The organism is Psychrobacter cibarius, from assembly GCA_030686115.1.
Lineage (GTDB): Bacteria > Pseudomonadota > Gammaproteobacteria > Pseudomonadales > Moraxellaceae > Psychrobacter > Psychrobacter cibarius_C.
Map to the genome: position 1 here is coordinate 1,000,342 of CP131612.1, position 14,749 is coordinate 1,015,090.

14 protein-coding genes are annotated in these 14,749 nt (G+C 41.6%); 13 read left to right on the top strand and 1 reads right to left on the bottom strand.

From position 1 onward, the window contains the following. Positions 1-47: 47 nt before the first annotated feature. The 13 genes from argC (at position 48) to Q6344_04270 (ending at position 14,311) form a co-directional block, all read left to right on the top strand. The gene (argC, locus tag Q6344_04210) at positions 48-1,115 is read left to right on the top strand and encodes an N-acetyl-gamma-glutamyl-phosphate reductase (GenBank protein WLG14545.1); all 1,068 of its coding nucleotides are present in this window, start codon (positions 48-50) and stop codon (positions 1,113-1,115) included. Positions 1,116-1,216: 101 nt separating this feature from the next. Continuing rightward, entirely contained in the window at positions 1,217-2,083 is an 867-nt protein-coding gene (locus tag Q6344_04215) for a hypothetical protein (protein WLG14546.1), read from the top strand. A 102-nt stretch (positions 2,084-2,185) separates the two neighbouring features. After that, positions 2,186-2,593 carry an ATP-dependent Clp protease adaptor ClpS gene (locus Q6344_04220; protein ID WLG14547.1) on the top strand — a complete coding sequence of 136 codons (408 nt, stop codon included), beginning with the start codon at positions 2,186-2,188 and terminating at the stop codon, positions 2,591-2,593. A 722-nt stretch (positions 2,594-3,315) separates the two neighbouring features. Then, complete coding sequence (locus Q6344_04225; protein ID WLG14548.1) at positions 3,316-5,889, top strand: AAA family ATPase; 2,574 nt, start codon at positions 3,316-3,318, stop codon at positions 5,887-5,889. 175 nt (positions 5,890-6,064) lie between these two features. After that, entirely contained in the window at positions 6,065-6,802 is a 738-nt protein-coding gene (locus Q6344_04230) for a uracil-DNA glycosylase (GenBank protein ID WLG14549.1), read from the top strand. Between the two features lie 12 nt (positions 6,803-6,814). After that, entirely contained in the window at positions 6,815-7,390 is a 576-nt protein-coding gene (gene tadA / locus Q6344_04235; GenBank protein ID WLG14550.1) for a tRNA adenosine(34) deaminase TadA, read from the top strand. A 171-nt stretch (positions 7,391-7,561) separates the two neighbouring features. Continuing rightward, positions 7,562-8,344, top strand: coding sequence for a (d)CMP kinase (cmk, locus tag Q6344_04240; protein WLG14551.1), 783 nt, complete (start codon positions 7,562-7,564; stop codon positions 8,342-8,344). Between the two features lie 310 nt (positions 8,345-8,654). Next, positions 8,655-10,346, top strand: coding sequence for a 30S ribosomal protein S1 (gene rpsA, locus Q6344_04245; GenBank protein WLG14552.1), 1,692 nt, complete (start codon positions 8,655-8,657; stop codon positions 10,344-10,346). A 326-nt stretch (positions 10,347-10,672) separates the two neighbouring features. Next, positions 10,673-10,978, top strand: coding sequence for an integration host factor subunit beta (locus Q6344_04250; GenBank protein ID WLG14553.1), 306 nt, complete (start codon positions 10,673-10,675; stop codon positions 10,976-10,978). Positions 10,979-11,150: 172 nt separating this feature from the next. Continuing rightward, positions 11,151-11,564, top strand: a complete 414-nt coding sequence (locus Q6344_04255) for a lipopolysaccharide assembly protein LapA domain-containing protein (protein WLG14554.1) — start codon at positions 11,151-11,153, stop codon at positions 11,562-11,564. A gap of 74 nt (positions 11,565-11,638) precedes the next feature. Continuing rightward, a complete protein-coding gene (pyrF, locus tag Q6344_04260; GenBank protein WLG14555.1) occupies positions 11,639-12,337 on the top strand; it encodes an orotidine-5'-phosphate decarboxylase in 699 nt (232 codons plus the stop codon). A 155-nt stretch (positions 12,338-12,492) separates the two neighbouring features. Continuing rightward, positions 12,493-13,290: a metallophosphoesterase gene (locus tag Q6344_04265; protein ID WLG14556.1), complete on the top strand. Its 798-nt coding sequence runs from the start codon at positions 12,493-12,495 to the stop codon at positions 13,288-13,290. Positions 13,291-13,474: 184 nt separating this feature from the next. Continuing rightward, positions 13,475-14,311, top strand: a complete 837-nt coding sequence (locus tag Q6344_04270) for a histidine phosphatase family protein (GenBank protein WLG14557.1) — start codon at positions 13,475-13,477, stop codon at positions 14,309-14,311. A gap of 145 nt (positions 14,312-14,456) precedes the next feature. Here the strand turns inward: Q6344_04270 and rpsT are convergent, their stop codons facing one another. Continuing rightward, positions 14,457-14,723: a 30S ribosomal protein S20 gene (gene rpsT / locus Q6344_04275; protein ID WLG14558.1), complete on the bottom strand. Its 267-nt coding sequence runs from the start codon at positions 14,721-14,723 to the stop codon at positions 14,457-14,459. Positions 14,724-14,749: the final 26 nt, after the last annotated feature.

Below are 14,749 nucleotides of genomic sequence, written 5' to 3' on the forward strand. Positions count from 1 at the left end.
TTTAACAAATACTGATATTTACCAAGTAAAAGAAAAAGGAATATCTTATGATTTCAGCAGCGATTGTTGGTGGCACAGGTTATACGGGTATTGAGCTGATTCGCTTGTTATCTGCGCATCCTGAAGTATCTATTGATTTGCTAACCTCGCGTAGCGAAGCTGGTACACGCGCTGATGAGATATTTCCAAGCTTACGCGGTATATCAGATATTGTCTTTAGCGACTTGGGCGATGAGACGCTTGCAACGCTGCAAAAGTGTGATGTGGTCTTTTTTGCCACTCCACATGGCGTAGCGATGAAGCAAGCAGAGGCGCTAACGCAAGCCGGTGTGAAAGTCATTGATTTGGCTGCTGACTTTCGTTTGCAGTCACTGTCCGATTTTGAACACTGGTATCAGCAGTCGCATGCTTGTCCTGAGCTACTAAAGACAGCTGTTTATGGTTTACCTGAAGTGAATCGAGATAAACTTGCCACTGCTTTAGTCGTCGGTAATCCTGGTTGTTATCCGACCACTGCTATTTTGGGTTTGAAACCAATAATCGATATGCAAAATAAGCAAGCAGAGAGATTGGTGGAATCACGCATCGTTATCGATGCAAAGTCTGGTGTTTCTGGCGCTGGTCGCCAAGCTTCACTTGCGCTTAATTATGCTGAAACTACTGATAACTTTAAAGCTTATAGCGTTGAAGGACATCGTCACCTGCCCGAGATTGAGCAAGGTGTGGCGCAGTTATTAGACAGCCAGTTCACCCATCGCATTCGTTTTTTACCGCACCTTGTACCGATGATACGTGGCATGCTGAGCTCTATTCATCTTGAGCTGACGGATGCGGGTGCTGCCATTGATTGGCAGCAGATATTTGAAACATGCTATGAATCAGAAGCGTTTATTGATGTCATGCCAAAAGGTATTTATCCAGATACCCGTAGTGTCCGCGCCAGCAACCGTTTACGCATTGCTGTGCATCAAAACAATGAACGTTCGGAATTGACAGTAATTGTCGTACAAGACAATTTGGTAAAAGGCGCAGCAGGACAAGCGGTACAAAATATGAATGTCATGTTCGGATTCGATGAAACAATGGGTCTAAACTTTGCACCTATTGTTCCGTAGCAGATGTTTAGCTGTGGTCAAATCATTCACATTTATGGTGCTAGGTATTGATTATAAATTCCGCTATAATATTGCCATTACTGTTAAGAGATATTGTCTAAATGCGTGTCAAGCTTGTACGACGCTTTTGCTCACAGCCCGCACTTTCATCGTGCAAAGACTCTGATTTGTATCATTTAGAGCGTAGTCCGCATTCTCTTAAAACCAATGCTAGTTCAGTAACTAAGGTAGGTGGTACCCAACAAGGGGCATCCACATTGGTGTTGGCTCTCTTTGTCGTTGTCATATTGGTGACTGCCATTGTTGGATTGATATTCGGTCATAAATTAGGATATCAGCGTGGCTTTCATTCTATGCAAACTGAAACCAAGCAAGCGATGATCAATAGCACTGAGGCAACAGAAGCGCTTGAAGATTTGCGTCTTAGTCATAAAATAGCGGCCAATCAAGCCGCTACTGCTAAGCAGGAGTTGGCGATTAGCTTGGCTAACATCAAAGAGTTGCGTGAAAAACAGCAAGAATTAACGGTTGAGAATAGACAAGTCTCTCAACTGAATGAATTATATGCTGATGTCCTTCGTGACAAAGGCGGCATGCCTTTACAAGTAATAGCAGCAAAGATTGAGCCGTTACCTGAAAATGCCTTCGAATATGGTTTCGATATAGGCATGCTTGCTAGCGATGGCAAAGCCAAACGCCTAAAGCCAACGTTGACGTTGCTCAATGACGATGATTTTGTAGAGGTGCCGCTAGATCCTCCAGTTTATACTATTGAAGGTATCGTTCGTATTCGTGGTCGTTTCATGATGCCATCAGGCTTTAAACCGTTACAAGTCAAACTCAGCTTACAAGCTGGCGGGCAACAAGTGGAGCAGCTCTATGATTGGAAGCTTGGCGACCGAGTTGATAATATGCCGCTATCACTTTTAGATTTACCTGAAGTCGACGAAAGTCCGATTGAGCCTTAATCTATTCATATTTAAGAGCGCTATAATAAGCATTGCATTTGCCAACCTCTGTTAGCGCTCTTTATTCTGTTATAAATATAACCATTAATTTGTATGCCAATTATGATAAAACAAACCCTATTGCAAGCGTTGCCAACTGTTGCTGATTGGCACTTTCCAACCATACCTGCTCATCGTGCACAAGATGGCGATACGGACGGCGAGACCTCGCCACAAGCAGATGTACTGGTAGCAGAGCCAGAAGTGGCTAAGCCGCCTATGTATGCAGTCGTTATGTATAATGATAATTATACGCCGATGGAGTTCGTTGTTTATATTTTACAGTCTGAATTTCGTCATAGTATGGATTCGGCAGTCGAAGTTATGCTAACGATTCATAACAGTAGCAAAGGCATTGCTGGTATCTATCCTAAAGATATCGCTGAGACCAAAGCCAAAAAGGTAAATAGTCTGGCACATCGTGAAGGCTATCCCTTATTGACCCAGATTGAGCCACATCAAGGCGAATAAGAAAATAGCGTAAATATGAATTTAAAGTTCTATCTTCTTCTCGTGTTTCTATCTTATTATTTCCAATGGTTTTATCGTTTAGAAACCCTTTCAAGCTCTAAAAACCGCTCATTGTGAGCTTGATAGGTACTCTGTATCCAAGCAGTCACTCATAAATTCCTTATTATAAAAATTTCCTAACCTTGATTTTTCTTTAATATACCCTTATCTATATTAAGTCATCACATCAAACAGCTGTCTAAATTTTATAGAAATGATTGCTGCACTCGTATCATTTTCTAGTCATCCTATTAACTTGAATTTTTCTATAATTTAATTAGCTGATGGCTTAAAAAAGTCATTTGTATCTTTCATTTTCTCACTTATTATTCTATTACCCATTTCTCCTTTATTTGCTCAGCTTTTGAAGCTTTCATACTATTTCTTTACTATAAGTATTGATGCGCAGTACGCCTTGATACATTTTAGTCTGTGTTAATAGATTGACTCTTCTTAAGTATCGTGTTGAGATAAAGAAAAGCAAGTATGAGTGATCAAAACGCTTAATTGGTGATAAGTAGATAGCACTGCTACTTGAGTAATACATGGTCAATATCATTTAGCGCTGTCTTTTGATAATACAGATTTAGCCCTTGAACAATCCATCTGTCGCCCTGATTTACTTACTAACTCATTCATAAAGCTATCAATTATAAAGATAGGTATAACCGTAGGAAGTCGTTATGTTAAGTCGTCATCTTGAAGTTTCTTTGCGTTTAGCAATGACACTTGCGCGCCAAAAATCGCATGAGTACCTCACTGTTGAGCATTTATTATTGGCGTTATTAGAGAATACTCACGCTGCCAATACATTAACTGCCTGTAATGCCAATGTTTCAACGCTGCGTACCGAGTTAGAAGCTTATATCAATAAGCATACGCCAACGGTAGACGCAGATACGGAGCAGTCACCGCAGCCAACCCAAAGCTTTGATCGTATTCTGCAGCGTGCTATTTTCCATGTGCAATCTATTGGTGGTGGTCGCCTTGTTGAAGGCTCAGACATTTTAGTATCTATGTTTTCAGAGCACGATACTTATGCGGTTTACTTGCTCAAAAAACAGGGCATAAGTCGTCTTGAGCTGACCCAGTACTTATCACATGGTCAAGATAAAGACGAGCCATCCGAGCCACGTGCTTCTATGACGGGTGAACGCCGTAGTGCCTCAGAAAAAACCAGTAAGGATCCCTTGGTTGAGTTTGCGACCAACCTAAACCAGCGGGCTGCCGAAGGTAAGACTGATCCATTGATTGGACGTGGCCCTGAAATTGAGCGCGCCGCTCAAGTGCTATGCCGCCGCCGTAAAAATAACCCGTTATTGGTGGGCGAGCCAGGCGTTGGTAAAACCTCGATTGCTGAAGGCTTGGCGTGGTTGATTATTAATGATAAAGCACCGAAACCATTGAACGGCTGTGTGATTTATAGCCTTGATATTGGCTCATTAATTGCTGGTACTAAATATCGCGGTGATTTTGAAAAACGCATGAAGTCACTGCTTGATGCGCTAAAGAAAAAGCCCAGTGCAATCTTATTTATTGATGAGATTCATATGATTATTGGCGCAGGGTCGTCAATGAGTAGCAATATGGACGTATCAAACTTGATTAAGCCAGCACTTGCTAATGGTGAGCTGCGCTGTATCGGCTCAACTACCTTTACCGAATACCGTCAAGTGTTTGAAAAAGACCATGCACTGTCACGTCGTTTCCAGAAGATTGATGTCAAAGAGCCGAGTGTTGACGATACAATTGATATTTTACGCGGTCTGAAGCCTCGTTATGAGGAATTTCATAACGTTGAATATACTGATGAAGCGTTGGTCACCGCCGTTCAATTATCTGCTAAGCATATTCACGAGCGTTTTTTACCAGATAAAGCGATTGATGTGATTGACGAAGCAGGTGCCTATAAGCGTTTAGGCGTGATTCCTGATGCTAATGATATTGATGCAGAAGAAAGCTTCATTGCGGATATAGAGCAAGATTTTGATGCTCAGATTGATGCTGATGTTGAGGGTCTCGATGGTGACACGTATAGCGATAGCGAAATGCAGGATGAAGCGGAAACTGCAAAAGCCAACGATCGTGCCAAATCGTTCAGTGAGTCAAAAAGTGCCAAGGCTAAGAAAAAACCACCGATGAAAATCGATGTGGCAGATATTGAAGCGATTGTTGCCAAGCTTGCACGTATTCCGCCCAAGTCAGTATCGAGTGATGATAAGAGTATTCTTCAGCACTTAGATCGTGATCTTAAGCACTTAGTGTTTGGTCAAGATGAGGCAATTGAAACCTTAGCCGATGCCATTAAGCTATCGCGTGCCGGTCTCAAAGCACCAGATAAGCCTATCGGCTCGTTTATGTTTGCCGGTCCTACTGGGGTGGGTAAAACCGAAGTTTCACGTCAATTGGCAAATTTGTTAGGCGTAGAACTGGTTCGTTTTGATATGTCAGAATATATGGAAGCCCATACTGCTTCACGTCTGATTGGTGCGCCTCCTGGCTATGTCGGTTATGATCAAGGTGGTTTGTTGACTGAAAAAATCAATCAACATCCACATTGTGTTTTATTGCTTGATGAGATTGAAAAAGCGCACCCTGATGTCTTCAACTTGTTACTGCAAGTCATGGATCATGGTACGTTGACTGATAACAATGGTCGTGTGGCTATCTTTAAGCAAGTCATTGTGATTATGACGACCAACGTTGGTGCTGATAGTATTAGCCGCTCTTCAATGGGCTTTACTCAGCAAGACCATAGCCGTGATAATACGGAGTCGCTCAAACGTGTCTTTACGCCAGAGTTCCGTAACCGTTTAGATGCCATCATCCAATTTAACCCATTAGATACCTCCGTGGTAGTATCTGTGGTTGATAAATTCTTGGTTGAGCTACAAGTCCAGCTTGATGATAAACAAGTCACCTTAGAGATTGATGACGAAGTACGCGATTACTTGGCTCACAAAGGCTATGATCGCCTAATGGGTGCACGCCCAATGCAGCGTCTGATTCAAGATGAGATCAAAAAGTCATTGGCAAGTATGATTTTGTTTGGTGATTTGGTCAATGGCGGGGTAGTACATCTTACCTTAGAGCCTGAAGCTAATGATGAGCAAGATGGTGATTCTGTTAAGCTTGATAAGTACAGTGGTAAGACGGATTATAAGTCTACAGATAAAGGATCAGCAGATAGTCGCATTATCTTAACGGTCGTTGAGACTCATGAGCCACATCCAGACTCTGAGTCACTCGCCAGCTAAGTTTTTGCTGCTAATGTAATAACAACGGTTACCATGTTACTGTGGTAGCCGTTTTTTTATTGCTATAATTCATAACAACATCAAGGTATGAAATCACGAGCTCTCATGTGCGAGATTGGTTCACGCCCTCCATTCGATATTTATCTAATCGATAACAAATATAAAAGGACATACTATGGAATTATTCGATGAACAAACGCCAAAATCGCCAGCGCAAAAGCAGGCTATTTTAGACAATGTGCGCTTGCCAGAAGATTGGAAAACGGCGTTAGCAGACGAGTTAACTTCTAACAATATGGACGACTTGCGTGCGTTTTTAAAAGAAGCCTATCAATCAGAAAACAGTATCTATCCGCCAGCACCCTTAATATTTAACGCGTTAAACCTGACCCCTTTATCACAAGTTAAAGTCGTGATACTAGGTCAAGATCCTTATCATGGACCAGGGCAGGCAATGGGCTTATCGTTTTCAGTGCCCAAAGCCATTCCAAAGCCACCCTCACTCAATAATTTGTTAAAAGAGATGGCGAGTGACGTTGGTATCGCACCCTCAAAACATGGCGACCTGACTTACTGGGCGCAGCAAGGAGTTTTGCTATTAAATAGCTCTCTGACCGTGCGAGAAAGTGAGCCAAATAGTCATCAAAATAAAGGTTGGGAGCAGTTTACCGATGCGGTGATTGATGTGGTTAATGAACAAACAGAACATACCGTATTTATATTGTGGGGCAGTAAAGCACAGAAAAAAGGCAAATATATCAATACTGATAAGCATCTTATTCTGACCGCTGTACACCCATCACCACTTGCTGCCAATCGTGGTGGGTTCTTTGGTTCCAAGCCGTTTTCTAAGACCAATGATTATCTGGTACAGTATGGGCAAACGCCTATCGATTGGCAATTACCGCAATAGTTGTCAAAATAAATGAAATATATACAAAATATAAGCTTGAAGCGATATCCAACCGCAAATAGTCAGTTAGTTATTGAAGATATGCAAGCCAGCGCATTTTGGTCACTTCAAGATATGAGCTGGATGAAAATAGCTCTCAAACTTGCTAGGCAAGGTGCTGAGCGTGGAGAGGTGCCAGTAGGGGCGATACTGGTACACGATCAGCAGATTATTGGTCAAGGATTTAATGAACCAATTGGGCGTCACGATGCGACCGCTCATGCCGAGATTGTCGCATTAAGAGAAGCGTGTGCGCGCTTAAAAAACTATCGTTTACCATTACAGACAACATTATACGTTACCTTAGAGCCTTGTACGATGTGTATCGGAGCGCTCATTCATGCGCGGGTAGATAGATTGGTTTATGCAGCAAGCGAGCCACGAGCGGGTATGGTTGGTAGTCAAATAAATTTACCGATACAGCCTTTTTATAATCATGCTATCGAAGTACATAATGGCTTATGTCGTGAGCATAGCAGCCAGATGCTTAAGACCTTTTTCCGTGAACGACGAAAAGCGGCAAAAAAGAAAGACAATATAAGCAATTAACAAGATATCATTCTTGCTGCTAGTGATGGGTAGGTTTCTTTGCTATAATATCGCCCTATTTGATGACGAAATGATGAATTAATTGTCAAGCGTTTGATAAATAAGTAAATATTTTTCTGCAGCTAGCATGCACTAAGCCGTATCAGTATCGTCTACTATTAAGTGAGTATTATGACCGTTTCTACAGCTGATAACGCTATACTTGATAACTTTAGTGCTGGCAGTAATTATAACCAAGCGCCAGTGTTGCGCTATCCAGTTATCTGCATTGATGGACCAAGTGGGGCAGGTAAAGGTACGGTGACGTGGCGTTTGGCCCAAGCATTGAATTATCAACTGCTAGATTCAGGTTCTCTGTATCGTATCGTTGGACTCAAAGCATTTGAAGCGGGATTAGTTGCGGCAGACGGAAGCCAAGCCATTGACGAGATGGCTGTATTAGCATTGACGCAGCGCCTAGAGATTGCTTTTGTACCTAACAATGCATCAGGACGTGTTGATATTTTAGTGAATGGTGAAGCGGTTGGTGAGCAGGTTCGTAATGAAACCGTGGGCGGCTATGCATCACAAATAGCAGTATTTCCAAAAGTTCGCCAAGCATTACTAAAGTTGCAACAAGATATGGCAACTCGTTCTGGATTGGTCGCTGATGGTCGCGATATGGGGACGGTTGTGTTCCCAGATGCGGATGTAAAAGTGTATTTGACTGCCAGTGCTGAAGCGCGTGCCGAGCGCCGCGTAACACAGTTAATAAATGCTGGTCAGACGGCAGATTTTGACGCGATTTTAGCGACAATTAAAGCTCGTGATGATCGTGATGAGAATCGGTCGACTGCACCATCAAAGCCTGCAGAAGATGCTCTACTACTAGATAGCTCTAACTTAGATGCTGATGCAGTTTATGCACAAGTGAAAAGACATTGTCAGGATAAAGGTATTTTCTTTAATAGTTAATAAAAACAAGTTAGTAAGTATGAAAAAGTTTCCTATACGCTTGATTTTAGTATAAAATCACAGTAGTAGACGCTAATAATCTCTAGAGAGTGATAAAAATATTCTTTCTAAATCATAGAGATTTAAAAGTATAAGGCATTGCAATATAAGACAGTTGTTGCTAGTAAGTTTAATAAGTTATGTGCTTACTAACAACAAACGTTTTTATATATGATTGTATGGGATATAAAACCAGTATTCTCGTTTTATGCAATCATAAATTTGATCCGTACTGTGCTGGACAGGATACGGCTATACAAAGGTAGACATAATGGAATCATTTGCTGAACTATTTGAAGCGAGCATCGAAGAAACAGGTCTGGATATCGAGCGTGGCTCGGTTATCACTGGTACTGTTGTGGCCATTGATAACGACTGGATCACTGTTGATACTGGTCTGAAATCTGAAGGTATCGTCGCTCGTGAAGAGTTTTTAAGCGAAGAAGGCGAACTTGAAGTTGAAGTTGGCGATAGCGTTGATGTCGTGGTTGAAGCGGTTGATAACGGCATGGGTCAAACCTTGCTTTCACGTGAAAAAGCCAAACGTGTTGAAACTTGGAACTTCCTTGAGAAAATCGCTGACAATGATGAAATCGTAAAAGGTATCATCTCAAGCAAAGTGAAAGGCGGTTTCACTGTAGATATCGGTTCAGTACGCGCGTTCCTACCAGGTTCATTGGTCGATGTTCGTCCTATCCGTGACACCACGCATCTTGAAGGCAAAGAGCTAGAATTCAAAGTTATCAAACTTGATCAAAAACGCAACAACGTTGTTGTTAGCCGTCGTGCAGTTATGGAAGCTGAAAATTCAGCTGAGCGCGAAGAGCTATTGAACAAGCTTGAAGAAGGCATCGAGATCGAAGGTATTGTTAAGAACCTTACTGATTACGGCGCATTCGTTGATCTAGGTGGTATCGATGGTCTATTGCACATCACTGACATGGCATGGCGCCGTATCAAGCATCCATCTGAAGTTGTTGAAGTTGGTCAAGACCTAAAAGTTAAAGTATTGAAGTTTGACCGTGAGCGCAATCGCGTTAGCCTAGGTCTAAAACAACTTGGTACTGATCCTTGGGATAACGTTGGCGGCACTTACCCAGTAGGTAGTGTGGTTAAAGCACGCGTCACCAACTTAACTGATTATGGTTGTTTCGCTGAGATTTCTGAAGGTATTGAAGGTCTAGTACACGTGTCAGAAATGGATCATACCAACAAAAACATCCACCCATCAAAAGTTGTTCAAGTGGGCGATGAAGTTGAAGTAATGATTCTTGATATCGATGAAGAACGTCGTCGTATCAGCCTAGGTATCAAACAAACTCTAGCTAACCCATGGGATGAGTTTGATAAGAAACATGAGCGCGGTGATAAAATCACTGGTACGATCAAATCAATCACTGACTTCGGTATCTTTATCGGTCTAGACGGTGGTATTGATGGTCTTGTTCATCTATCTGATATCTCTTGGAACGAAACTGGCGAAGACGCTATCCGTAACTACAATAAAGGCGACACCGTTGAAGCAATGGTATTGTCAGTAGATGCAGAAGCAAACCGTATTAGCCTAGGCGTGAAGCAGTTAAGCTCTGATCCATTCAACGAATACCTAGTCAACAATGACCGCGGTGCTATCGTTAATGGTAAAGTAAAAGAAGTAGATGCTAAAGGCGCTACTATCGAGCTTGCTGACGAAGTTGAAGCGTATCTACGTGCCTCTGAAATTCAACGTGATCGCGTTGAAGATGCGACTAAGCATTTGAGCGTTGGTGATGACGTTGAAGCGAAAATCATCAGTGTTGATCGTAAAACTCGCAACATCAACTTGTCTATCAAAGCGAAAGACGAAGCTGAAGAGCGTCAAGCGATTAAAGAGCTAAGCAGCACTAGCACGACTAGTACTACTGCCAGTTCTGATGCACAGCCAAAAACAATTGGTGACTTGATCAAAGAGCAAATGCAGTAAGCTGCACGTTATTGATATAAGATTATAAAAGAAGCGACTATGGTCGCTTTTTTTTTGCTTAAATTTTAAGTGTCCTATTAATCAATGAGGTTTTTGCTCAAACAAGCAAACTCTTATTTCCATTTACCGTAATATCCGCTATCATTTGCAACATTGAGTAACGAGATGTGAATTATTACTTATTTAAGACACTGATATTGTTTTAGTGAATAGCTATTTATCCTTATGATCTTGACGTATAGCTTGTCTTAAAAGTAACCAACTATCGAAAATGATGGTTCAATTCACAGTCATCTTATCCATTAATCAACAAGGCAAGCGTAATAATGCAGCAAGCGATTAACAAGTCCGAATTTATTAGTAATTTAAGTGCGAACTGTGACAATATGACTGATACTGTAGTCGATGATGCAGTACGTGAAATATTAAACTTGATGACCGATACGTTAGCCAATGATGGACGCGTAGAAGTTCGTGGTTTTGGCAGTTTTTGTCTGCACCATCGTCGTGCCCGTATGGGTCGAAATCCTAAGACAGGAGAAAGCGTACCTGTACCAGCCAAAGCGATACCGCACTTTAAACCAGGTAAAGCATTACGTGAAGCAGTCAATGATACAGTAGCAAATAGCTAAGTGTGTTATAAAGTATTTATTGGGTAAAATTGCCAACAAGAGTGCTTGCCAGCCATTTTTGCTAGAATTTATCACTAATGAGTTTATAAGCATATAAATGTGTGGGTTGATGAAGGTTTTAAAGTGCTATTTTTAAAACACTAACGACATTCCAAATCGAGGTAGACGTCTCATGCGCTTTTTACTATTTGTATTGCTGTTTTTGAGCTTTGCTTATTCACTTGGTTTGGTGTTGGCAAATAATACCGAAGTTGGCGTAAATTTATTATTCTCGCAAGCACCGACGATGAATCTAGGATTGCTGCTGATTTTATGCCTTATGCTTGGTATTGTTATCGGCATCTTGTTGGCACTACTTATCTTCCGTGTTTTACAGAATAAGTGGGAAATCTCGCGTTTGCAAAAAGCGAATGTGAACTTGCAAGCGCAATTGACACAAGCCAATGCTGTCATTGATCGCCAAGCAAGTGCACCAACGGTGGAAGAAGCTGTTTATGGTTCGACAGCAACCAATGTGCAAGTGCAAGACGCAGAAGTACTTACTGTAGATGAAGGCGCGACACTTACCAAACAAAAGCGAGAATAAATTATATTTTGTACTGGTCTATGAGCAGTCCATATATAGTGTTTTGATAATTCTGATATAGATATGGTAAAACCATGAATAATACAATGAACTCCCCAGTCATCGTTGCCTTAGATAATATGACGATGGAGGCATCGATAGCATTAGCTGATCAGTTAGATCCAACATCATGCCGCTTAAAAGTGGGTAAAGAGCTATTTACTCGCTGTGGTCCTGAGATAGTTAAGGCGCTACATCAGCGTAATTTTGACGTATTTCTAGACTTGAAATTCCATGATATTCCTAATACTACCGCTCAAGCGGTACTAGCGGCAGCTGAGCTTGGCGTATGGATGGTGAATGTGCATGCCAGCGCGGGCTTAGAGGCGATGTCATTGGCTAAACAGCGCTTGTTAGACGGTAATTTTGATACCTTGCTGATAGCCGTCACCGTGCTGACCTCTATGGATAATCAAGCATTGATGCAAACAGGTATTACCGATGGTCTAGATGCGCAAGTGAGTCGATTGGCACAATTAACCAAGCAAGCAGGTCTTGATGGCGTGGTCTGTTCAGCGCAAGAAGCTAAAACGCTCAAGACACTATGTGGTCAAGATTTTAAATTGATTACCCCTGGTATTCGCTTGCTAGACGACAATGCAGATGATCAAAAACGTATTTGCACGCCAAAACAGGCGTTAGACGATGGTTCTGATTATTTGGTGATTGGTCGTTCAATTACTCAGGCAGCAGATCCTGCGGCTAAATTACAAAAGATACTCCGAGGTATTTAGATACTTATAAAATATTTTGATATTTACAAAGCGTTTAGCATTTTATAGTGTCAGCATGATAAAAAAGACAGCCTAATCCGCTGTCTTTTTTTAATTTTTGCGGGTATATCAAAAAGTGCTAAACTATTTACGTTTATTTAATGATATTAGAACTTATGAAATTACAGATTTTAAGTGACTTACATATTGACAGTTATGCGCGTCAGTCACATCCGCTAGGGCATATTCCCAAAACTGATGCAGACGTGGTATTAGTCGCGGGCGATACTGCCAACAGCGATAGTGGTATGCCATGGCTACAAGAGCAGGCAGCACGTTTGCAAGTGCCTGTGATTACGATAGCTGGTAATCATGAATACTTTAATGAAGATGTGCTACATTTTGATAAAAAGCTTGCGACTTGGGATAATTATAATGCCCAGTCGCAGCAAGGCGTCCGTTTTCTACAGTGTCAACATGTTGATATTGGTGACATACGTATCCTAGGTTGTACTTTATGGACAGATTACCAATATCAGGCCAATGAAGATACTATAGCTGCTGCTATGCGCTTTATGCGTGACTATAAACAAATCTATGCTGGAGGCGAGCTTTTTTCACCTGAAGTATCGATGCAAATCCATGCTAAGCAGCGTCAATGGTTAAAGCAAGCATTGATCACCGCCAAAACACTTGGCAAAAAAACTGTTGTAATGAGTCATCATAGTATCAGTCCATTATCGGTTTCTGAGAAGTATGCGAATCTACCAAGTAACGCAGCTTTTATCAGTGATCTATCTGGCTGGATGCATGAAGATTGGGCGCCAATACTATGGGTACATGGACATACTCACGAAGCATTTGATTACCGTATTGGTAATACACGAGTCATTGTCAATCCACGTGCGTATCCAAATGAGGTGAGCAGCACTGCATTAGCGTTCGCGTGGGACAAAGTCATTGATATCGGCTAAGTAATTTTAGCCTCTTGAAAGTAAATATCTTTTTAGTTATTTGTCACCTTGATTCGTATTTTTTAAAATAGTGAATATAAAATAGTGCTTATTTTAAAGTCTAACCGCCTAGACTCGTAAGCAATATTACAATTGAACTGATATTTTGTTCATTCATATCAAAAAATCTGCTACGCTTGCTACCATGAGCAAATATCTCAATAACAATCCCTCAAAACTGTCTGCTGAAAAGCTTGCGAGTCATACTCCAAGTGCTCCGGCGCCTTCGCACTTGCCTGATAGTATGATTTCCTCAGTCAGCTTATTGCCTGAAGATAAACGGCTTATTTTATTTACCAGACATTCCTTACGTGAACGCTCTGATGGCAATGGTTTTGCCAGTTATCAATTACCCCTAACACCTAAAGGTCGAGTACTAGCGAAGTCGTGGGGGCGTTGGTTAGCAGGGCATTTACCGTACTCGCTCGATGTAGACAGTATCTCAAGTCCGATTGGACGCTGTATTGACACGGCGCAGCTGATGCAAGCAGGGGCGGGACTACAACGTGATATTACGCATCAGTCATTGTTGGTCGAGCCTGGTAGCTTAGTGACTGAGCCTGAAATAGCAAATCCAGTATTTAAAGAAATTGGCGTGCTCAACTTTATCAATCGATTTTTGCAAGGCAATCTTGAAGGTACCAAAAACGCTTACCAAGGCGGTCTCGATATTTTATCGCTGTTTTATCAACATCAGCCGCAGCAAGGGCATCTCATGCTTGCCGTCAGTCATGATACTTTGTTGTCTGCTTTTTTAGCAGTGATGTTTGATGTGGTCGAGATTGATTGGAATGATTGGCCAAAGATGATGGAAGGCGTGTTTTTGTGGTTTGATGATAAGCCGTTTGAACAAGCCAGTGCACACTTCGTTTGGCGCGGTGAAGTGTATGTGCGCCCGATTCATACTTTATTAGAAGACTACCGTGCTGCCGGCTTTCATCCTAATACATTGCTCTTACCACCAGAAGTGAAATGGATCTAAATACTATTTAATCTAAATACTATTTAAAAGATTACTACTCATTTTTTGATCAGACATAAAAAAACCTTGCCCCAGTATTAGAACCAGTGACAAGGTTTTAGTCATCACGCTATAAAGGCGAGATGTGGTCTAAACGTTAACAATCTTAAGCTTGTAGGCCTTTGATAGTTTTGTTCAGGCGGCTCTTACGACGAGCAGCTTTATTCTTATGAATAATACCTTTGTCAGCCATACGATCAAGAACTGGTACCGCTTTTTTGTAAGCTTCGGTAGCCGCGTCATAATCTTTAGCTGCGATAGCCGCATCAACACGTTTTAAGTAAGTACGAACCATAGAGCGTTGTGACGCAGAGTTCTGACGACGTTTGGTGTTTTGACGGGCGCGTTTACGAGCTTGTGCAGTATTAGCCACGCGAATCTCCTTGATAAAGACAGATA